Source organism: Bradyrhizobium sp. WYCCWR15520, from assembly GCF_056174665.1.
Window position 1 is genome coordinate 203,110 of the sequence record NZ_JBWBWM010000013.1, and the last position, 19,353, is coordinate 222,462.

The 19,353-nt window shown below is 63.3% G+C and carries 18 protein-coding genes; 8 read left to right on the forward strand and 10 right to left on the reverse strand.

Translation table 11 applies throughout. From position 1 onward, the window contains the following. Positions 1 to 178: 178 nt before the first annotated feature. Both guaB and AC0QUY_RS17120 read right to left on the reverse strand, forming a co-directional pair. Positions 179 to 1,669, reverse strand: coding sequence for an IMP dehydrogenase (gene guaB, locus AC0QUY_RS17115; protein WP_161854059.1), 1,491 nt, complete (start codon positions 1,667 to 1,669; stop codon positions 179 to 181). A 220-nt stretch (positions 1,670 to 1,889) separates the two neighbouring features. After that, positions 1,890 to 2,138, reverse strand: a complete 249-nt coding sequence (locus AC0QUY_RS17120) for a hypothetical protein (RefSeq protein ID WP_057855275.1) — start codon at positions 2,136 to 2,138, stop codon at positions 1,890 to 1,892. Between the two features lie 137 nt (positions 2,139 to 2,275). Between AC0QUY_RS17120 and AC0QUY_RS17125 the strand changes: the two genes are divergently transcribed. The 3 genes from AC0QUY_RS17125 (at position 2,276) to AC0QUY_RS17135 (ending at position 4,775) form a co-directional block, all read left to right on the forward strand. Next, positions 2,276 to 3,751, forward strand: coding sequence for a DHA2 family efflux MFS transporter permease subunit (locus tag AC0QUY_RS17125; RefSeq protein WP_475387662.1), 1,476 nt, complete (start codon positions 2,276 to 2,278; stop codon positions 3,749 to 3,751). A 209-nt stretch (positions 3,752 to 3,960) separates the two neighbouring features. Continuing rightward, positions 3,961 to 4,431 (forward strand): phasin family protein, encoded by a 471-nt coding sequence (locus AC0QUY_RS17130; RefSeq protein ID WP_475387663.1) that lies wholly within the window; start codon positions 3,961 to 3,963, stop codon positions 4,429 to 4,431. Positions 4,432 to 4,556: 125 nt separating this feature from the next. After that, positions 4,557 to 4,775, forward strand: coding sequence for a hypothetical protein (locus AC0QUY_RS17135; RefSeq protein WP_161854056.1), 219 nt, complete (start codon positions 4,557 to 4,559; stop codon positions 4,773 to 4,775). Positions 4,776 to 4,793: 18 nt separating this feature from the next. Here the strand turns inward: AC0QUY_RS17135 and AC0QUY_RS17140 are convergent, their stop codons facing one another. The 3 genes from AC0QUY_RS17140 to AC0QUY_RS17150 all read right to left on the reverse strand — a co-directional run bounded on the left by AC0QUY_RS17140 (position 4,794) and on the right by AC0QUY_RS17150 (position 7,640). Then, positions 4,794 to 5,540 carry a Crp/Fnr family transcriptional regulator gene (locus AC0QUY_RS17140; RefSeq protein ID WP_475387664.1) on the reverse strand — a complete coding sequence of 249 codons (747 nt, stop codon included), beginning with the start codon at positions 5,538 to 5,540 and terminating at the stop codon, positions 4,794 to 4,796. Positions 5,541 to 5,839: 299 nt separating this feature from the next. After that, complete coding sequence (locus tag AC0QUY_RS17145) at positions 5,840 to 6,529, reverse strand: RlmE family RNA methyltransferase (RefSeq protein WP_475387665.1); 690 nt, start codon at positions 6,527 to 6,529, stop codon at positions 5,840 to 5,842. 160 nt (positions 6,530 to 6,689) lie between these two features. After that, positions 6,690 to 7,640, reverse strand: coding sequence for an alpha/beta fold hydrolase (locus AC0QUY_RS17150; RefSeq protein WP_475387666.1), 951 nt, complete (start codon positions 7,638 to 7,640; stop codon positions 6,690 to 6,692). Between the two features lie 206 nt (positions 7,641 to 7,846). On the opposite strand from AC0QUY_RS17150, the gene AC0QUY_RS17155 reads away from it, so the two are divergent. Continuing rightward, positions 7,847 to 8,488, forward strand: coding sequence for a phasin family protein (locus AC0QUY_RS17155; RefSeq protein ID WP_475387667.1), 642 nt, complete (start codon positions 7,847 to 7,849; stop codon positions 8,486 to 8,488). A gap of 16 nt (positions 8,489 to 8,504) precedes the next feature. On the opposite strand, the gene AC0QUY_RS17160 is transcribed toward AC0QUY_RS17155, so the two are convergent. Further along, positions 8,505 to 9,548: a Ppx/GppA phosphatase family protein gene (locus tag AC0QUY_RS17160; protein WP_475387668.1), complete on the reverse strand. Its 1,044-nt coding sequence runs from the start codon at positions 9,546 to 9,548 to the stop codon at positions 8,505 to 8,507. A 208-nt stretch (positions 9,549 to 9,756) separates the two neighbouring features. Between AC0QUY_RS17160 and AC0QUY_RS17165 the strand changes: the two genes are divergently transcribed. After that, positions 9,757 to 12,129, forward strand: a complete 2,373-nt coding sequence (locus AC0QUY_RS17165; RefSeq protein ID WP_475387669.1) for a xanthine dehydrogenase family protein molybdopterin-binding subunit — start codon at positions 9,757 to 9,759, stop codon at positions 12,127 to 12,129. A gap of 121 nt (positions 12,130 to 12,250) precedes the next feature. Here AC0QUY_RS17165 and AC0QUY_RS17170 read toward each other — a convergent pair whose 3' ends face one another. The 3 genes from AC0QUY_RS17170 to AC0QUY_RS17180 all read right to left on the reverse strand — a co-directional run bounded on the left by AC0QUY_RS17170 (position 12,251) and on the right by AC0QUY_RS17180 (position 14,143). Continuing rightward, the gene (locus AC0QUY_RS17170; protein WP_161854050.1) at positions 12,251 to 12,631 is read right to left on the reverse strand and encodes a rhodanese-like domain-containing protein; all 381 of its coding nucleotides are present in this window, start codon (positions 12,629 to 12,631) and stop codon (positions 12,251 to 12,253) included. A gap of 106 nt (positions 12,632 to 12,737) precedes the next feature. Next, complete coding sequence (locus tag AC0QUY_RS17175) at positions 12,738 to 13,346, reverse strand: DsbA family protein (protein WP_475387670.1); 609 nt, start codon at positions 13,344 to 13,346, stop codon at positions 12,738 to 12,740. Between the two features lie 2 nt (positions 13,347 to 13,348). Further along, a complete protein-coding gene (locus tag AC0QUY_RS17180) occupies positions 13,349 to 14,143 on the reverse strand; it encodes a hypothetical protein (RefSeq protein WP_475387671.1) in 795 nt (264 codons plus the stop codon). Positions 14,144 to 14,291: 148 nt separating this feature from the next. On the opposite strand from AC0QUY_RS17180, the gene AC0QUY_RS17185 reads away from it, so the two are divergent. The 3 genes from AC0QUY_RS17185 (at position 14,292) to AC0QUY_RS17195 (ending at position 17,805) form a co-directional block, all read left to right on the forward strand. Continuing rightward, entirely contained in the window at positions 14,292 to 14,786 is a 495-nt protein-coding gene (locus tag AC0QUY_RS17185) for a YaiI/YqxD family protein (protein ID WP_161854047.1), read from the forward strand. A gap of 3 nt (positions 14,787 to 14,789) precedes the next feature. Next, positions 14,790 to 16,604: an ABC-F family ATP-binding cassette domain-containing protein gene (locus AC0QUY_RS17190; protein WP_475387672.1), complete on the forward strand. Its 1,815-nt coding sequence runs from the start codon at positions 14,790 to 14,792 to the stop codon at positions 16,602 to 16,604. Positions 16,605 to 16,722: 118 nt separating this feature from the next. Further along, positions 16,723 to 17,805 carry a D-TA family PLP-dependent enzyme gene (locus tag AC0QUY_RS17195; RefSeq protein WP_475387673.1) on the forward strand — a complete coding sequence of 361 codons (1,083 nt, stop codon included), beginning with the start codon at positions 16,723 to 16,725 and terminating at the stop codon, positions 17,803 to 17,805. Between the two features lie 90 nt (positions 17,806 to 17,895). Here the strand turns inward: AC0QUY_RS17195 and AC0QUY_RS17200 are convergent, their stop codons facing one another. Then, complete coding sequence (locus AC0QUY_RS17200) at positions 17,896 to 19,125, reverse strand: TIGR03862 family flavoprotein (protein ID WP_475387681.1); 1,230 nt, start codon at positions 19,123 to 19,125, stop codon at positions 17,896 to 17,898. Positions 19,126 to 19,353: the final 228 nt, after the last annotated feature.

A 19,353-nucleotide genomic window follows, 5' to 3' on the forward strand; every position in this document is an offset into this window, starting at 1 on the left:
GAAGCAATCCACGCCTCCGCAAGCTGTGAAATGGATTGCTTCGCTGCGCTCGCAATGACGGTGGAGAGTGGCGTTGCCTCAAACGCACCGTCATTCCGGGGCGCGAAGCGAACCCGGAATCTCGAGATTCCGGGTCTGGTCCTTCGGACCATCCCGGAATGACGGCGTGTAGCGAGAATTACACCCCGCCCGGATAGTTCGGGCTTTCTCGCGTAATCGTCACGTCGTGGACGTGGCTTTCGCGCAGGCCTGCGCCGGTGATGCGGACGAACTGCGCCTTCTCATGGAATTCGGCGAGGTTGCGGGCGCCGACATAGCCCATCGCGGCGCGCAGGCCGCCGGCGAGCTGGTGCATGACGTTGCCGACCGGGCCTTTATACGGCACCTGGCCCTCGATGCCCTCGGGCACCAGCTTCAGCGTGTCCTTGATGTCCTGCTGGAAGTAGCGATCGGCCGAGCCGCGCGCCATCGCGCCGACCGAGCCCATGCCGCGATAGGCCTTGTAGGAACGGCCCTGCCACAAAAACACTTCGCCCGGCGTTTCGTCGGTGCCGGCGAGCAGCGAACCTACCATGGCGATGTCGGCGCCGGCGGCGAGCGCTTTCGCCAGATCGCCGGAATATTTGATGCCGCCGTCCGCGATCACGGGGACCTCGGCTTTCTTCGCCGCTTCCACCGCGTCCATGATGGCGGTGAGCTGCGGCACACCGACGCCGGCGACGATGCGCGTGGTGCAGATCGAGCCCGGGCCGATACCGACCTTGATCGAGTCCGCGCCCGCATCGATCAGCGCCTGCGCGCCTTCCTTGGTGGCAATGTTGCCGGCGATAACCTGCACGGCGTTGGAAAGCCGCTTGATGCGGTTGACCGCCTCCAGCACGCGCGAGGAATGACCGTGTGCGGTATCGACCACAATCAAGTCGACACCGGCGTCGATCAGCCGTTCGGTGCGCTCAAAGCCGCCCTCGCCGACGGTGGTTGCGGCGGCGACGCGCAGACGGCCATGCGCGTCCTTGCTGGCGAGCGGATGCGCGACCGCCTTTTCCATGTCTTTCACGGTGATCAGGCCGACGCAGCGATACTGGTCGTCGACGACCAGCAGCTTTTCGATACGGTGCTGGTGCAGCATCCGCTTGGCTTCGTCCTGGCTGACGCCCTCGCGCACGGTGACGAGGTTTTCATGCGTCATCAGCTCCGACACCTTCTGCTTGGGGTCGGTGGCAAAGCGGACGTCGCGGTTGGTGAGAATGCCGATCAGCTTGCCCGGCGAATTCTTGCTGGCACCGGTGACGACGGGAATGCCGGAAAAGCCGTGATCCTTCATCAGCGCCAGCGCGTCCGACAGCATCGCGTCGGGCCCGATGGTCAGCGGATTGACCACCATTCCGGATTCATACTTCTTGACCTGCCGCACCTGCGCGGCCTGCCCCTCCGGATCGAAATTGCGGTGGATGACGCCGACGCCGCCGGCCTGGGCCATCGCGATCGCCATGCGTGCTTCGGTGACCGTATCCATCGCGGACGCGATGATCGGAATGTTCAGCGGGATCGCGCGGGTTACGTGGGAGCGAATATCGGCCTCAGACGGCAGGATATCCGAGAGACCGGGTTTCAGAAGCACATCGTCGAACGTGAAGGCTTCACGGATACCCTGAAGTCCCTGCGCCATTGCCAACTCCTTTCGGCGGCTCACCGCCGCGATCAGTCTTATGGATGAACGCCGCCTCCAGCGATGCTATCGGCATCGCCGTCGAATCGGAGCCCATCGGTGGGGTTGACGGTGGTCGATAGCATGCCGGAACGCCGAATCAAAGCGTTTGACTGCTATGCACAGGCTTTTCGGGAAACGCCGCAATCCCAAGGGTTTAGCGGTGGGTCCAAAAGCGACCTCAGCGCGGGTATCCGGGCGGCGGGCCGTGCTGGCGGATCGCCTCCACCACCTCGCGGTGCCTGCGGTCCTCCCGCTTCATGTGGACCGCGATCAGCGCATGTGCTGAGGGCACCAGCAGCAGGACGTGAAAAATCAGCCCGAAAATCAGGCAAAACACGATCAGGACCAGGTTGAAGATCGCCGAAAACGGCTGCCCGTTCAGGAGCAGCCCGAGCGGCGGCAACAAGGCAGCGAGAACGTAGATCATTCAGGACCTCCACGGCTGGCGGTGCATACCAGCGTCACGCAGGATTTAGGTGGTTTGCCCCGTTCCGCAATGGCTTGTGTGACGGCGGGATGATACAGGCCCCTCGCCTGCCTCTCTTTCCGAATCCCCCTGATACGATGGACAAGCAACGTCTGATCCCGCTGATCGTCGCCACAGCCCTGTTCATGGAAAACATGGACTCGACTGTCATTGCGACCTCGCTGCCGGCGATCGCGGCTGACATCGGCACCAGCCCGCTGACGCTGAAGCTTGCCATCACGTCCTATCTGCTCTCGCTCGCGGTGTTCATTCCGGCCAGCGGCTGGACCGCCGACCGTTTCGGCGCGCGCATGGTGTTCTCGATCGCGATTGGCGTGTTCATGGTCGGATCGATCGGCTGCGCGCTGTCGCAGAACGTGACCCATTTCGTGATCGCCCGCATCCTGCAGGGCATGGGCGGGGCGATGATGACGCCGGTCGGACGGCTGGTGCTGCTGCGCTCGATCGACAAGAGCGCGCTGGTCAATGCGATGACGTGGGTGACCGTGCCGGCGCTGGTCGGGCCGGTGATCGGCCCGCCGCTCGGCGGCTTCATCACCACCTATTTCTCCTGGCACTGGATTTTTCTGATCAACATCCCGATCGGGCTGCTCGGCATCTTCATGGCGATGAAATACATCGACCCGATCAAGAGCGAGAATCCCGAGCGCTTCGATCTCTACGGGCTGGTGCTGGCTGGTATCGGGCTTGCCGGCATCGCCTTCGGCCTCTCGGTCGCCAGCCTTAATCTGTTGCCCTGGCCGGTCGTCGTCGGCCTGGTCGCGGTCGGCACGATCTCGATGACGCTCTACGTCATGCACGCGAAACGAACCGGCTCGCCGGTGCTGGATTTCTCGCTGCTGCGGCTCTCCACCATGCGCGCCAGCATCATCGGCGGCTTCCTGTTCCGGCTCGGCATCGGCGCGCTGCCGTTCCTGCTGCCGCTATTGATGCAGGAAGGCTTTGGGTTGACGCCGTTCCAGTCCGGTCTCGTGACGTTTGCCTCGGCCGTCGGCGCGATGGGGATGAAGACGTTGGCCGCACGCATCATCCGCGCCTTCGGCTTCCGCTACATGATGACGGTCAACGCCGTGGTCAGCGCGGTCTTCCTCGCGGCCTGCGCGCTGTTCACGGTGACGACGCCGCTATTGCTGATCTTCATCATCCTCGTCGTCGGCGGCTTCTTCCGCTCGCTGCAATTCACCGCGATCAACACGGTCGCCTATGCCGAGGTCGAACCGCCGCAGATGAGCCGCGCCACCACGCTCGTCAGCGTCAACCAGCAGCTGGCGATTTCGGCCGGCGTCGCCGTCGGCGCGTTCTCGGTGGAATCGACCATGCTGTACCGGCATGTCACCGAGCTGAGCGCCGACGTATTCCCGCCGGCATTCCTCGTGGTCGCGATCATCTCGGCGGTGTCGGCCTATTTCTTCTGGCAGATGCCCGATGACGCCGGCCACGAAATCTCCGGCCGCAAGGCGGTCGAGATTTCCAGCCGCAAGGGCGCGGAAAAGGCGGCAACCAAGGCCGCCAGCGAAGGCACCGAAGACGCCCGGGATCAGCGCTTGGGCTAGCTCAAGATGAGCCCTCCGCGGATTGTCCCATTCCGCAGCACTCGGAACATCCTGCGCCGTAAGGAAGAATCTGATCTGAGCGTCAGAAAGCGAACGGAAGCTTCCGCCACCATCAGCCATATCTCGTTCGACACCGCGCGGGACTGCTCCGTGTCGGGACCCCGCCACGATGGGGAATTCTTCCGTTTTGAGTGAAAGGACGAAGACGCGTGAATCAAGCTAATACGAAGGAAACGAATACCGATCCGAAAGCTGGTGCCGACGAGAAGCTTTCTGCCACGTCGTTCCTTGGAATGCCCGGCATTTTTAACGGGCTCGCCGAGCAGAACGTAATTCGAGCAAAGGAGAACATCGAGAAGGTGAAGATGGCCTCAGGAGCGGTCAATGACGCGCTCCGGGAAGCCTATTCAGCCAACGCAAAGGGCACGGCGGACTATGCCGCCAAACTCATTGAGTTCTCCAGCGCCAATACCAGCTCCGCCTTTGACTTTCTCAGCCATCTCCTGGGCATGAAATCGCCCTCGGAAATCCTGCAACTCTCGGCCGCGCAGGGCTGCAAGAACTTCGAAGCCACGACCGCACAGAGCCGGGAACTTTGGCAGCTTACGCGCAAGATCGCGACCGAAACGGCCGATCCGCTCAAAAAGAGCTTTGCCAGCGCGCTGCAGAAAGCGGCCTAGATCATCATCGAACTTTGCGGCCCGCCGGGATCGGCTGGAATAAGCACCCCTGTGAGAAGGGCGCGTTCCAGCCGATGGCGAAGCTGCGTCGACACAAAAATCAAATTCAGCAACGGAGGAACAGGATGGGCGTGGTCATGATCAAGTGCCCCGGAACGGGGCGCGCTATCCCGACGGGGATGAAATCGGAACGGGACAGGTTTCGATCCAGTCCGGTGTTTTTCGCGCGCACCTTCTGCTCGATCTGCCAGACCAACCACGAATGGTTTGCCCGGGAGGCCTGGGTGCACGAGCCGGAAGAGGAATGGCGCATGTCCGGCCCCGCATTCGCCCTATCGGCATAGGGCCGCCGCCGCGGGCTTTCAATCCGGCCAATGATGCCGCGGCCGCTGGCCGGACACTCCCCGCGCCGGCGTGCGCGGCCGGGTCTCATCCGCGTTGGCAAACAAGGCCGCCACATCAGCCCCGGACGGTGGCGTCTGTGCCTCCTCGGTGTGGACGATACGATCGATTCGACGGCGCATGAGCTGGTAGCATTCGCATGTCGCCATCTCGAGCCGCGGCCTGTCGATCTCGATCAAGCCCCGCCGATTGGACCGGATTCCACCCGCGTCGCGCAGCTTGCCTACGATATGCGTCACCGTAGGGCGGCGTACGCCGAGCAATTCCGCAAGCGTATCTTGCGTCAGGGGCAAGGTATCGCCCCCGGCCCGATCGTGGACCTGCAGCAACCAGTTCGCCAGCCGGGCCGTTACCGAGTGCAGCGCATTGCAGGCTGCGACATGCTGGAATTGCGCCATGAGCGCCCTGGTGTGGGTTTGAACCGCTCCCCTCAAGGCGCTGCTGCGTCCAAGCGCCGCCTGAAATTGCGTCGGCGAAATCTGCAGCGCCGTTCCCGCCACGCGCACCACCGCCGTCATCGGAGAGCGGGTAGGCCCGAGCGCCGTCAAAACGCCAACGGCACCCTCGTTGCCGACAACGGCGGTTGCGACCGTTTGTCCGTTCGGCATGTCCATGACGAAGGCGATCAGGCCGGTAAGGGGAAAATAAAGCCGTCCGATCGGATCGCCCGACCGCACCAATACGGTGTCCCGTTCAAGCGAAACCATTCTGAAATGACGCACAAGCAAATCGAGGTCTGCTGTCGGCAACGCAGCTAACAGTCGATTACCAACTCTGGTCCTCTGCTCCATCACGGGAATACTCCTTCCCAGACGGAGGCGCGGCTCGCTGCAGAAATTCCCGGCGGCGTCAGGGCTGCATGCGGATGAACAGACCGCGCCTGACTAAAGAAATACGCCCTTCCGGGCAAAGTTCCAACAGGATTCGTGGAAGGCGTGGCGCCCGCCAGCCCTCACGCGGCAACCGTGTAAGACGATGTCCAGCCGTTCTGCCGTGAAGGTTGCGCTCAGGGCTGATTGCGGTGTCCGCGAAATCCCATCGCCAGCACGTAGCGCTCCGAAGAATCCTGGCGGCTCGAGGCCGGCTTGACGTGGCGCACGCTGGCAAAATCGCGCTTCAATTGCGCGACCAGTTCGGCATCGGCGCCGCTCTGAAACACCTTTGCCAGGAACGTTCCGCCGGGATTGAGCACGTCGGCAGCAAAGGCCGCCGCCGTCTCGACGAGGCCGATGATGCGCAATTGATCCGTCTTGCGATGGCCGGTGGTGTTGGCCGCCATGTCGGACATCACCACGTCGGCGCGCCCGCCCATCATCGCGATCAGTTTCTCCGGCGCATCCTCGGCCAGGAAGTCGAGCTGCGCGAACTCGACACCGGGGATTTCCGGCATCTCCAGCAAATCGATCGCAACCACCTTGCCCTTGCCGTTGATCGCGCCGACGCGCCGGGCCGCAATCTGGCTCCAGCCGCCGGGCGCGGCGCCGAGATCGACCACCGCGAGGCCCGGTTTGAGCACACGGTATTTGTCGTCGATCTCGATCAGCTTGTAGGCCGCGCGCGAGCGATAGCCGTCCCGCTTGGCTTTCGCCACATAGGGATCGTTGAGTTGCCGCTCCAGCCAGAGCTTTGACGACAGCTTGCGCTTGCCGCCGGTCTTGACCGTGACGTGGAGGCGTCCGGTGGTGTCTTTTGCCATATCGATGCTTGTCTTGAGATGTGGGCCGGGGCCCGGCGCTGGAATCACTAGCACGGAACCGGATGCGCATTGAAGCGAGTTACGAGACCCGTCATGCGGGACCATCAGCCCATGTGGCGAAGTATGTAGATCGCCAAACCCACCTTCCGTACGCCACCTCCTATTTGGTCATGGCGACTTCCAGGGACTCGACGGCCTGAACGATGGTGGCGCTGTCGACATACGTCACCATGTGTCCGGCATCCCGCACAAGATGCAAGTCGGACCCACCCAGCACCTCGTGTAGGCGTCTGGCCTGTTCAGGTTCGATAATCTGGTCACCTGTTCCGTGGAAGATGTGGATCGGACACCGCACGTCCTGATAGCGCGATTGAAGCCGTGCTGCTTCCGGGATGAGGAACGCGCTTTCCTCAGCGGCCGCCCTCAACTGTTTCGGCCTGAGAGTCAGGGAGGCTGGAAAGCCGTCCTTGAAGTTCACCGGAACAGCGCGGGGCGCAAAAAGCCTGCGAAACAATATCGGCAGAATGGCCCATGAGATGACCGGCGCTATTGTGTAGCGAACCAGATCGCCCAACACCGGTATCGCTGGACCCGACATCATCCAGAAGTCCCATCGCCGTGTCGGAAAGTAATAACCGGAAGCAAGCACAAGACCACGGATCGGATAGTCCTTTTCAAATCCGATGGCGACGGCAACCAAGGCCCCCCATGAGTGGCCAAGCACGACGGGATTGTGTACGCCGAGTGCCTTGAGCGCCTTAACGAACAGCCCGGCCTGCGATGTCGCTGTCCAGATGCGCAAGCGGGGCCGCTGGCTGTAGCCGAAGCCTGGCCGATCAAAGCATATAACCCTCTTGCGGCGAGCAAGATGGTCCACCAGTCCGCTCAGTATGAAATCCTGGATCATCGAGCCGTTGCCGTGGAACAGCACGACGCATGGAGCTGCGGGATCGCCACGATCGATGTAATGAAGTCGCACACCTTCACAGTCGATGAAACGACCGATTGGTGGGTTCTTCTGTTCGGCCACGAACGAGAACACGATGTTCCCGATCACCAGAAGAAGGAGAACGCCTGCAATGATGACGAGAACGGTTTCAGCTGTGGTCATTCGCTGAGCCTCGTGACGTGCGTAGCAAGCCGAATTGCGGCAGGCGAAGAGCCAGTCTGCGGCATAACCATGGAGATGTGGCCGCCGTTCCTAAGCAACATCGAGAGCGGCGGAAAAGATCGGCAGGTCTGGAACGGGTCCACAGCGATTGCGTTGCCCGGAAGGAGCTGGGGCAAGTCATCAACCTGCAATCAGCGGAGAAAAAGATGGCAAACCCACGCCAGGAGGAAAAGTTTACACAAGGCATTGAGGACGCCGCCCGCCGCGCCAGCGAGACGACTGCCGAGCAGGCCAGCCGCGCCGGACAAGCCGCAGCCGAGCAAACAGCGCGCCTCGGACAAGTTGCGGCTGAGGCTGGGCAGGAAGTGGCTCGGGTGAGCGCCAATCTGGTGCAGCAAAACGCCGAGACGTTGCAGAACGCCTGGCGCTTCGGTCTGGATATGGCGACCACAGTCATGGGTCGGTCAACAGAGCAACTTAGCCGCACACTCGGCTTGTCGGGAGAAGGAGTGCAGCAGGCAACGGAACGCTCGTCCCGCAGCACCCAAACCAGCACCCAAACCATACTTTACACCAGCACTGCTGCCGCCCAGATGATGGGTGGGATGTCTCGAGAATACTTCGATCTGGTTCGGCACCAGGTCGAGAAGAGCATGGACCGCATGAATGATTTGTGGGCCTGTCGAACGCCTCAGGACGTTGCCGCCGTACAAAGCGACATGGTGCGTGAGACCGTGGAGAATGTTCTGCAAAGCAGTCGCCGGATAGCCGACATGTCGCTGAAGCTTGCGGACGATGCCGGCAAGCAGATCAATCAAAAGATGGAAGAGATTCGGCGCGCCGCCTAGAGCTGCCTCCGGGACATCAGCACGCCCTGAGCGCGCCGTCCTCGCGCATCATCTCGACCAGCATGCCCTCCCGCAGGCCGCGGTCGGCGACGCGTAGCCGCGGCATCGGGAAGGCATCGCGAATCGCGTCGAGAATGGCGCAGCCGGCCAGCACCAGATCGGCGCGCTCGACGCTGATGCAATTATTGTCGGCGCGCTCCTGATAGCTCATGCCGAGCAGCCGCTGGATCACGGCCGTGACGTCAGAACTGTTCATCCAGATGCCGTCGATGCGGCGGCGGTCGTAACGTGCAAGATTGAGATGGACGCCGGCAAGCGTCGTCACGGTGCCCGAGGTGCCCAGCATATGCATGTCGCGCAAATCCGTGCCGTGCTCGGCCGCGAACGGCGCCACATATTGCGCGACATCGCGCACCATCTGCGCATAGGATTCCGTCGTTACGTCGCGTCCGCCGAAATGCTCGGCCAGCGTGACGACGCCGAGTGGGACCGACATCCACGCCTTGATCCGCGGCGGCGCGTACTGCTGGTCCGGATCGCGCTCGATCCGAACCAGTTCGGTCGAGCCGCCGCCGATGTCGAACAGGATCGCGCCCCGCCCCCTTGGATCGAGCAGCGGCGAGCAGCCGATCACGGCCAGCGTCGCCTCGGTCTCGCGATCGATCACCTCGAGGCGGATACCGGTCTCATCAGCGACGCGGGCGCGAAAGCTGTCGGCATTGGCGGCCGCGCGGCAGGCCTCGGTTGCGATCAGCCGCAGGCGCTTGGCCTTGCGGTAGCGGATCTTGTCGCTGCAGATGCTGAGCGCCGCGATGGCGCGCTCGATCGCCGCCTCGCTGATGGAACCGGTTGCGGAAATGCCCTCGCCGAGCCGGATGATCCGCGAAAACGAATCCACCACGCGAAAGCTGTCGCCGACCGGGCTGGCGATCAAAAGCCGGCAATTGTTGGTGCCAAGATCAAGCGCGGCATAGACACCGTTTGCCGTTGCCGCCGCAGCCGACCCTGACGGGCTGGCGCCGGCCTGAAGGCCTTCGCGCAGCCGCGTATCCTCATTCATCAAAACTGTCTTTCCGCGGGCCGCTCCCGGCCGCCGAAGAAAATTACCGTTCACGGAAACTTTAGCAGCGCCAAGGGGGTACGCAACAACCCATCACATAGGACTATGCCCAATCAGGCGTTGTCCGGAATGATACGGTACGTTATCTCAGCGGGAACCCGCGGAACCGGGAAAGTCCAAGAAAATCCAGCATTTCAGGTGCTTTTCGATGCAAGACCACACGTCGGCCTCCTCCCTGGACAACGCTATCGCACTGCAAAAATACCGTGTGGGGCAGCCGGTGCGCCGCAAGGAAGACGACACGCTGGTGCGTGGGCGCGGCAAATACACCGACGATTTCACCCTGCCCGGCCAGGCCTATTGCTGGATGGTGCGTTCCAGCCATGCCCACGGAATCATCAAGGGGATTGATACCGCCGCCGCCAGGGCGATGCCCGGCGTGCTCGGCGTCTGGACCGGCAAGGATCTCGAAGCCGCCGGCTACAGCCCGTTCACCTGCGGCCTGCCGCTGAAAAGCCGCGACGGCTCGCCGCTGTTGCAGACCAACCGTCCGGCGCTTTCGACCGACAAGGTGCGCTTCGTCGGCGATCCCATCGCCTTCGTGGTCGCCGAAACGCTGGCGCAGGCGCGCGATGCCGCTGAGGCCGTCGAACTCGACATCGAGCCGCTGCCGGCGGTGACCGATGCGGCGGAAGCGGCAAAGCCCGGCGCGCCGCAGCTTTACGATCACATCCCGAACAATGTCGCGCTCGACTATCACTATGGCGATGCCGCCAAGATCGATGCGGCGTTCGCCGCCGCCGCGCATGTTACCAAACTCGACATCGTCAACACCCGCGTGGCTGTCGTCTCGATGGAGCCGCGCGTCGCGCTGGCCGCCTACGACAAGACGGCCGAGCGTTTCACGCTGCAGGTGCCGACGCAGGGTGTCTCCGGCAACAAGGTAACGCTGGCGAAAATCCTCAACGTGCCGAACGACAAGGTGCGCATCCTCACCGCCAATGTCGGCGGCTCCTTCGGCATGAAGAACGTCAGCTATCCCGAATACACCTGCATCCTCCATGCGGCGAAGGCGTTGGGCCGTCCGGTCAAATGGACCGACGAACGTTCGACCAGCTTTCTTTCCGACAGCCACGGCCGCGCGCAGCTGATTCACGCTGAACTGGCGTTGGACGCCGAGGGTAAATTCCTCGCGGTACGCCTGCAGGGCTACGGCAATCTCGGCGCCTACATCACCGGCGTCGCGCCGGGGCCGTTGTCGCTCAACACCGGCAAGAATCTGGCGAGCGTCTATCGCACGCCGCTGCTCGGCGTCGACATCAAGACGGTGCTGACCAACACCACGCTGATGGGCGCCTATCGCGGCGCCGGCCGGCCCGAAGCCAACTACTACATGGAGCGGCTGATCGACCGCGCCGCCGACGAGATGGGCATCAATCGCCTCACCTTGCGCAAGCGCAACTTCATCAAGCCGGCGCAACTGCCATTCGCGGCGGCTTCTGGCGTCACCTATGACAGCGGCGATTTCGCCGGCGTCTTCAACAAGGCGCTGGAGATTTCCGACCACGCCAACTTTGGCAAGCGCAAGAAGGAGAGCAAGAAGAACGGCAGGCTGCGCGGCATCGCCGTTGGCTCCTATCTGGAAGTGACCGCTCCTCCCAGCGGCGAACTCGGCAAGATCACTTTCGAGCCGGATGGTTCGGTGAAGCTTACCACCGGCACGCTCGATTACGGCCAGGGCCACGCCACGCCGTTCGCGCAGGTGCTGTCGGCGCAGCTCGGCGTGCCCTTCGAAAAGATCACGATCGAGCAGAACGACAGCGATCTCGTCCGTTTCGGCAACGGCACCGGCGGCTCGCGCTCGATCACCGCGACCGGCCAGGCGATCGTCGAAGCCTCCGCGCTCGTGGTCGCAAAGGGCAAGCAGGCCGCCGCGCATCTGATGGAAGCGTCCGAGGGTGATATCGAATTCGCCGGCGGCCGCTTCACCATCGCCGGCACTGACCGCTCGATCGGCATCATGGAGCTGGCGCAGCGGCTGCGCGAGGGCAAGATGCCGGAGGGGGCGCCGTTGTCGCTCGACGTCGACCATGCCACCAATGACACGCCTTCCACCTTTCCCAATGGCTGCCATGTCGCGGAAGTCGAGATCGATCCCGAAACCGGCGTCGTGGCAATCGTGCGCTACTTCGCCGTCAATGATTTCGGCACCGTGGTCAATCCGATGATCGTCGCCGGCCAGCTGCATGGCGGCGTGGCGCAGGGCATCGGCCAGGCGCTGATGGAGCAGGTCAGTTACGACACAAACGGCCAGCCGATCACCGGCTCGTTCATGGACTATGCCTTGCCGCGCGCGGAGGACATCCCGCAGATGGAGATCGGTGACCACCCCTCGCCGGCGAAATCCAATCCGCTCGGCACCAAGGGCTGCGGCGAAGCCGGCTGCGCCGGCAGCCTCGTCTGCATCGTCAATGCGGTGGTGGATGCGCTGTCGGACTACGGCATCACCCATATCGACATGCCGCTGACGCCGGAGCGGGTGTGGCGCGCGATTCAGGATGCCAAGGCGAAGGCGGCGTGAGGTCAGGCCAACCCGTCATTGCCGGGCTTGACCCGGCAATCCATCACGTTTCAATGACTCTTCTGAAGTGATGGATGCGCGGGTCAAGCCCGCGCATGACGAGTCTTTGCTGTTCTGCGCGTCACACCTTCTCGACCGCGCCGCCGCTCTCGGCCCATCCCTTGAAACCGCCGAGGTTACGCACATCCTTGTAGCCGAGATCCTGCAGCGTCTTGCCTGCAAGCGCAGATCGCCCGCCGGAGGCGCAGTACACGATGACGGTCTTTTCCCGATCGAACGCATTGTCGTAATAGGGGCTGTCGGGATCCGCGCGAAACTCGAGCATGCCGCGTGAGACATGCTTCGCTCCCTGAACCTTGCCGGTGCTTTGTAGTTCAGTGCCGTCGCGCACATCGACCACAAGAACCTTGCCACCCTCGATCAGGTTTTTTGCATCCTGTGGGGTGATGTTTGGAACCGAACTGTTCGCCGCCGCGAGTAGGTCCTTCACTGAACTGGGCATCGTCCACTCCCGCCTTTCGTTTTCTATTTAGATCCGGATCATAGCGCATTTTTGCAGCCGCGTGTGTCCATTCGGCCTGTCTTTTTTCAGCGCGCTGCTCGGCCGATCAGGCCTGCATTTTCAAGGCGCGTTCCAGGAGCTCCAGCCGGTCCTGGCCCCAGAAGATCTCGCCCGACGGCAGCACGTAACTGGGCGCGCCGAAGACGCCGGCCTTCAGCGCATCCTGCGTGTACTGTTCGTACAGCGCGTCGAGCTCGCCATCCGGCGGGCCACCGGCGCGCAATGCCGCCGCGTCCAGACCGGCGCGCTGCGCGGCCGCCGACATGACAGCGGCGTCGACGAGCGATTCCTCGCGTTCCCAGATCGCGCGGCCAAACTCCAACGACAGAAGATGCGCGTCCTTGCCCTGCAGTTTGGCTGCTATCACAAGGCGCGTCGCCGCGAGGTCATCGCTCGGAAAATATTTGGGTTCGAGATTGAGCGGAATGCCCCTCACCTCGCGCCAGCGCTTGAGCTCCATCAGCCGGTAAGCGCGCCGTTGCGGCGAACGTTTTGGCAACGGCAGGCCGCCGGTCTGCTCGAAGATCGGGCCGAACTTGCAGGGCTTGACGTTGACGGTCGCGCCATATCGGCGCGCGATCTCAGCAAATGGTCCGCTGCCCATATAGGTCCAGGGCGAGTTGAGCGACAAATAATAGTCGATGGTGACGGGCATGATTACGCCACCGCCTGTTCGCGCGGCTGGTAGATCGCGACGTGGTGGCAATGCGCCAGCGGCGTTTTGCCGTTCGCGACGACCAGCGCGTCGAGCTCGACGAAGCGGTGGCCCTTCTTGTCGTAATTGCCGATCACCTTCGCACGCGCCGTGATGACATCGCCCGCCTTCTTTGCTGAGAGCAATTGCATGCGGCTGCCGACGTGAATCCACGGGCCCAGAATGGCGTTGTCAACCAGCAGCCGGTTCATCACCCGCTGCAGCAGGCCGGGATGACCGAGGCCCTCCTTCGCGTAGATGGGATCGGCTTCCCTGATGTCTTCAAGATATTCGCTGGCCGCCTCGCCCGCCCAGTCGCGCGGCGCGGTGCCCAGCCATTTGCCGACTTCGTAGGACGTCGCATCGACCGGCTTGCGCTCCGCGACGGCCGCGACTTCCTTGTAGTCTGCGATCGAAACAGCGGGCACGGAAGCCGGCAGTGACGCGGTGCCGGTAGCGCAAGGCTCGCCACGGCTATGCACCTCGATCGAAAGCACGCCATTGTCTTCCTCCGCCGTCAGTTCGGCGAGTTCGCCGTCATAGACCGGCTTGACGAAGCGGGCCTCGATCAGCCCGCGTTCGAGGAAGGCGCGGCCCCATTTGGCGACTGGCTGGTGCATCATATAGGCCATCACGTCGACGCCGGGGACCAGCCCGCCGGAGAAGCCGAAACGCTGTGCCACGGTGTCGTCGTGCATCTTGTTTTCGGATTGTTTGGCGGTGTTGTAGGCCTCCACGCGATACGGCTCGATGGGCATGCCATTTCCTCTTGTTTTTGGTTGTTTTTCCGCCGGTTCTGGTACGCAAAGAATGTGCTGACGCAAGCGTGTTCCCACCCCTGTTTTCCTCGCATTCCGGCATCGAATAGGCTACCACCCGCGGGCAAGAGAACGCTGTCGAATCCGTATGCCTGACGTGAACCCAACCCGCATCTATGTCGATGCCGACGCCTGCCCGGTGAAGGACGAGATCTATCGCGTCGCTGTCAGGCACGGCCTGCCGGTCAGCGTGGTCGCGGGCAATTTCATCCGCGTGCCGCAGGACCCGTTGATCGAGCGCATCGCCGCCGGTTCCGGCATGGACGCCGCCGACGACTGGATCGCGGAACGTGCCGGCAAGGGCGATATCGTCGTCACGTCGGACATCCCGCTCGCCAGCCGTTGTGTGAAGGCAGGCGCCGAGGTAATCGCGCCGAACGGCAAGCCGTTCACGGAAGAATCGATCGGCATGACGCTGGCGGTACGCAACCTGATGACCGATTTGCGCTCGTCCGGCGAAGTGACCGGCGGTCCAAGATCGTTTGCGCCGCGCGACCGCTCGGCATTCCTGTCCGCGCTCGACCAGACCATCCGCCGCATCCAGCGCCAGCGCGCGCAGCAGCCTGCGCCGAACCAAGGTTGAACCATGGCGCCGCCGCTGATCCAGTTGAAAGATATTCGCCTGACCTTTGGCGGCACGCCGCTGCTGTCGGGCGTAGAACTGTCGGTTTCTGCAGGCGAGCGCGTCTGCCTGATCGGCCGCAACGGCTCCGGTAAATCGACGCTGCTCAAGATCGCCGCCGGCCTCGTCGAGCCCGACGGCGGCAGCCGCTTCGTGCAGCCCGGCGCCACCATCCGCTACCTGCCGCAGGAGCCTGATTTCGGCGAGCACAAGACCACGCTGGCCTATGTCGAGGCAGGCCTCGGCCCCGGCGACGATCATTACCAGGCGCGCTATCTGGTCGAACAGCTTGGGCTCTCCGGCGACGAGGACCCCGCGCATGTCTCCGGCGGCGAGGCGCGCCGCGCGGCGTTGGCGCGGGTGCTGGCGCCCTTACCCGACATCCTGCTGCTGGACGAGCCGACCAACCATCTCGATCTCCCGACCATCGAATGGCTGGAAGGCGAACTGGCGAGCCGGAAATGCGCGCTCGTCCTCATCAGCCACGACCGCCGCTTCCTCTCCAACCTGTCGCGTTCGACCGCCTGGCTCGACCGCGGCCAGATCCGCCAGATCGACCGCGGTTTTTCCGCGTTCGAAGCCTGGCGCGACGAGGTGCTGGCGGAGGAAGAGCGCGACCAGCACAAGCTCGACCGCAAGATCGTCAACGAGGAGCACTGGCTGCGCTATGGCGTCTCCGGCCGCCGCAAGCGCAACGTCAAGCGGCTCGGCAATCTGCATGCTCTGCGCGACCAGCGGCGCAATTACCGTGGCGCGACGGGGAATGCCAGCCTCGCGGCGGCGGAGGCCGACAAATCCGGCAAGCTCGTCATCGAGGCCAAGAACATCGCCAAGGCCTATGGCGATCGCACGATCGTCGAGGGCTTTTCGACCCGCGTCCAGCGCGGCGACCGCATCGGCATTGTCGGCCCGAACGGTGCCGGCAAGACCACGCTGGTTCATCTCCTGATCGGCAACGATCCGCCCGACTCTGGTACGATCCGGCTCGGCGCCAATATCGAGATGGCAACGCTCGACCAGCATCGCGAAAGCCTGGATCCGAAAGCGACGCTCGCCGAAGCCATGACCGGCGGCCGCGGCGACCATGTGATGGTGGGCAACAAGCCCAGGCACGTCATCGGCTACATGAAAGACTTTCTGTTCGCGCAGGAGCAACGCGGCACGCCGCTGGAGGCACTCTCCGGCGGCGAGCGCGGCCGGCTGATGCTGGCGCGCGCGCTGGCAAAGCCGTCGAACCTGCTGGTGCTGGACGAGCCGACCAACGACCTCGATCTCGAGACGCTTGATGTGCTCGAGGAAATGCTCGGCGATTACGAGGGCACGGTGATCCTGATCAGCCATGATCGCGATTTCCTGGACCGGGTTGTGACGTCAGTGATCGTGCCCGAGGGCAACGGCCGCTGGATCGAATATGCCGGCGGCTACACCGACATGCTGGCGCAGCGCGGCGAGGATTTGACACGAGAGGATGTGAAGGCGACGGCGATCGTTGAAGAAAAAAAGGAAGCTAAAGTTGCCGCCCCCGCTGCGGCGCCGAAGCGCCGGCTGAACTTCAACGAAAAACACGCGCTGGAGACGCTGCCGAAGACGATCGCAAAGTTGCAGGCCGAGATCGCAAAGCAGCAGAAGCTGCTTGACGATCCCGATCTCTACGCCAAGGATCGCAAGAAGTTTGATGCGGCCTCATCGGCGATCGCAAAGGCGCAGGAAGAACTGGCCGCGGCCGAAGACCGGTGGCTGGAGCTGGAAGTCTTGCGGGAAGAGATCGAGCAGGCATAGGCATTTCACCGTCATTGCGAGGAGCGAAGCGACGAAGCAATCCATCTATCCGTTATGCCGCACAATGGATTGCTTCGCTGCGCTCGCAATGACGAAAGAACAACCGGAGTTCCACGTCATGACAACGCCCCTCGCCGCCAAAATCGCCCGTGAATACGGTACGCCCTGCGCCGTGATCGACATGGACCGGGTCGAGCGCAACATCGCAAGGGTTCAGGTGGCCTGCGATACGGCGGGCGTCGCCAACCGCCCGCATATCAAGACCCACAAGAGTCCCCTGCTGGCGCAGATGCAGGTCGCGGCCGGCGCCAAGGGCATTACCTGCCAGAAGATCGGCGAGGCCGAGGTGATGGCCGAAGCCGGGATCGACGACATCCTGATCAGCTACAATCTGATCGGCGAGGAGAAGATGGCCCGCCTCGCCGCACTGCAGGCCAGGGCCAACATGACGGTCGCCGCCGACAATTCGACCGTGATCGCGGGCCTGCCGCAAGCCGCCACTACGTCAGGCCGCCCGCTTTCGGTCGTGGTCGAGTGCGACACCGGCCGCAAGCGCGCCGGCGTCGAGACGCCAGCGGAAGCGATTGCGCTGGCGCGCGAGATCGCGGCGTCCAAAGGGCTGCAATTTGCGGGTTTCATGCTCTATCCGACCGAAACCGGCTGGGCCGAGGCGCAGAAGTTCTTTGACGAAGCACTGGCCGGCGTCCGCGCGCATGGGCTGGATGCGACGATGGTTTCGACCGGCGGCTCGCCGAACCTGAAAAACCTCGGCAAGCTCAAGGGCGCGACCGAGCACCGGCCCGGCACCTATATCTACAACGACCGCATGCAGGTCGCGGCCGGCGTCGCCGAGTGGGATGATTGCGCACTCAATATCTATTCCACCGTCGTCAGCCGCGCCGGCCCGGACCGCGGCATTCTCGACGCCGGCTCGAAGACGCTGACGTCGGACCCCGGCGGCGGGCTCGACGGTTACGGGCTGATACTCGAGCACCCGGAAGCCAAAATCGCACGCTTTGCGGAAGAGCACGGCTTTCTCGACCTCGCCCGCAGCAACACGCGGCCTGTCGTCGGCGACGTCGTGCGCATCGTGCCGAACCATGTCTGCGTCGTCGTCAACATGATGGACGAGGTGGTGATGGTGCGCGGCGAGGAGATCGTCGGCGTGCTGCCGGTGGCGGCGCGGGGGAAGTTGCGGTGATCCGTAGTCCGTAGGATGGGTAGAGCGAAGCGAAACCCATCAGGACTTGCCGGGCTGCACGATGATGGGTTTCGCTTCGCTCTACCCATCCTACGAATTGAGCCACTTCAGCGCGCCCTTCCCAGCGGCCGCACCCGTCGCAAACGACGCCTGCAAGAGATAACCGCCGGTCGGCGCTTCCCAATCGAGCATCTCGCCGGCGGCGAACACGCCCGGCAAGCGCTTGAGCATGAAATGGTCCTCTAGCTCGTCGAGCGCGATGCCGCCTGCGGTCGAGATCGCGCGCGCGATCGGCGCGATGCCGTTGAGCTGCACGGGCACCGCCTGGATCAAACGGGCCAGATCGCCGGGAGAGAGTGCGGCCAGCGACATCCCGGATGGTTTGGCAGCCTCCTGTAACAGGCCGATGGCGACGGGCGAGAGGTTGGCTGCCTTACGGAGAAAGTTCGAAAAAGACTGCTTGCCCTTCGCGGCCGACAATTTCGCGATCAGTTCGCTGGTCTCCACATCGGGACGCAAGGCGATGTTCAGCGTAGACCGTCCGTCGCGCAGGATGGCTTCGCGCAATTCGGCGGATAGCGCATAGATCGCTCCGCCCTCGATGCCCGAGCGTGTCACGATGGCTTCGCCACGAACGCTATGCGAACCAAAGTTCAACTCGATGCCCTTGAGCGGTTGGCCTTCGAACCGGTCTCGAAATATATCCGACCAGCTTACCGTAAAGCCGCAATTGGCCGGCCTGAGCGGCGATACACTCACGCCCCTTGCGGCGAAGATCTCCGCCCATGCGCCATCGGAGCCCAGCCGCGGCCAGCTTGCGCCGCCGAGCGCCAGCACGGTCGCGCTCGCCTCGACGGCGCGCGCGCCGTCCGGTGTTTCAAAGCGGAGGGAGCCCCGCTCGTCCCAACCGGTCCAGCGGTGACGTAGCACCAACTTTACGCCCTGCGAGTCCAGCCGCCGCAGCCACGCCCGTAACAAGGGTGACGCCTTGAAAGCTTTCGGAAACACCCGACCACTGGAGCCGACGAAGGTCTCCTGCCCCAGCGCTTCGCTCCAGTCGCACAACGCCTGCGGCGGAAATGCCTCGATGGCGGCTTTCAGATGCAGCATCGCCTCGCGGTACCGTGCAAGGAATTGCGGCAATGGCTCGCTGTGCGTGAGGTTCAGCCCGCCGCGCCCCGCCATCAGGAATTTGCGGCCAGCGGACGGCATCGCGTCGTAGACGGTGACGTAAGCACCGCCCTGCGCGAGCACTTCGGCTGCCATCAGGCCAGCGGGGCCAGCGCCGATGATGGCGACGTGTTGTGCGGGTGAAGGCATGGCGAGAGTGTAGGCCGGATTGACGGTGCGTAGGGTGGGCAAAGCGAAGCGTGCCCACCAATATTCACCGGCATTGAGGATGCATGGTAGGCACGGCGCAATGCGCCTTTGCCCACCCTTCTGTAACGGGCCTCGATTAGTCAATCCCTTTGCGTTGTCCGCCCGCCGGGGTCTTGCTTCTGTACGGGGTCGGCGCAGGGCCGCCACCTGATGGGGTTGGAAGAGGAT

What these genes read in the sequence shown, in the direction of transcription:
- guaB (WP_161854059.1), bottom strand. Translation starts at nt 1,669, where the DNA reads ATGGCGCAGGGACTTCAGGGTATCCGTGAAGCCTTCACGTTCGACGAT.
- AC0QUY_RS17120 (WP_057855275.1), bottom strand. Translation starts at nt 2,138, where the DNA reads ATGATCTACGTTCTCGCTGCCTTGTTGCCGCCGCTCGGGCTGCTCCTG.
- AC0QUY_RS17125 (WP_475387662.1), top strand. Translation starts at nt 2,276, where the DNA reads ATGGACAAGCAACGTCTGATCCCGCTGATCGTCGCCACAGCCCTGTTC.
- AC0QUY_RS17135 (WP_161854056.1), top strand. Translation starts at nt 4,557, where the DNA reads ATGGGCGTGGTCATGATCAAGTGCCCCGGAACGGGGCGCGCTATCCCG.
- AC0QUY_RS17140 (WP_475387664.1), bottom strand. Translation starts at nt 5,540, where the DNA reads ATGGTTTCGCTTGAACGGGACACCGTATTGGTGCGGTCGGGCGATCCG.
- AC0QUY_RS17145 (WP_475387665.1), bottom strand. Translation starts at nt 6,529, where the DNA reads ATGGCAAAAGACACCACCGGACGCCTCCACGTCACGGTCAAGACCGGC.
- AC0QUY_RS17150 (WP_475387666.1), bottom strand. Translation starts at nt 7,640, where the DNA reads ATGACCACAGCTGAAACCGTTCTCGTCATCATTGCAGGCGTTCTCCTT.
- AC0QUY_RS17155 (WP_475387667.1), top strand. Translation starts at nt 7,847, where the DNA reads ATGGCAAACCCACGCCAGGAGGAAAAGTTTACACAAGGCATTGAGGAC.
- AC0QUY_RS17160 (WP_475387668.1), bottom strand. Translation starts at nt 9,548, where the DNA reads ATGAATGAGGATACGCGGCTGCGCGAAGGCCTTCAGGCCGGCGCCAGC.
- AC0QUY_RS17165 (WP_475387669.1), top strand. Translation starts at nt 9,757, where the DNA reads ATGCAAGACCACACGTCGGCCTCCTCCCTGGACAACGCTATCGCACTG.
- AC0QUY_RS17170 (WP_161854050.1), bottom strand. Translation starts at nt 12,631, where the DNA reads ATGCCCAGTTCAGTGAAGGACCTACTCGCGGCGGCGAACAGTTCGGTT.
- AC0QUY_RS17175 (WP_475387670.1), bottom strand. Translation starts at nt 13,346, where the DNA reads ATGCCCGTCACCATCGACTATTATTTGTCGCTCAACTCGCCCTGGACC.
- AC0QUY_RS17180 (WP_475387671.1), bottom strand. Translation starts at nt 14,143, where the DNA reads ATGCCCATCGAGCCGTATCGCGTGGAGGCCTACAACACCGCCAAACAA.
- AC0QUY_RS17185 (WP_161854047.1), top strand. Translation starts at nt 14,292, where the DNA reads ATGCCTGACGTGAACCCAACCCGCATCTATGTCGATGCCGACGCCTGC.
- AC0QUY_RS17190 (WP_475387672.1), top strand. Translation starts at nt 14,790, where the DNA reads ATGGCGCCGCCGCTGATCCAGTTGAAAGATATTCGCCTGACCTTTGGC.
- AC0QUY_RS17195 (WP_475387673.1), top strand. Translation starts at nt 16,723, where the DNA reads ATGACAACGCCCCTCGCCGCCAAAATCGCCCGTGAATACGGTACGCCC.
- AC0QUY_RS17200 (WP_475387681.1), bottom strand. Translation starts at nt 19,125, where the DNA reads ATGCCTTCACCCGCACAACACGTCGCCATCATCGGCGCTGGCCCCGCT.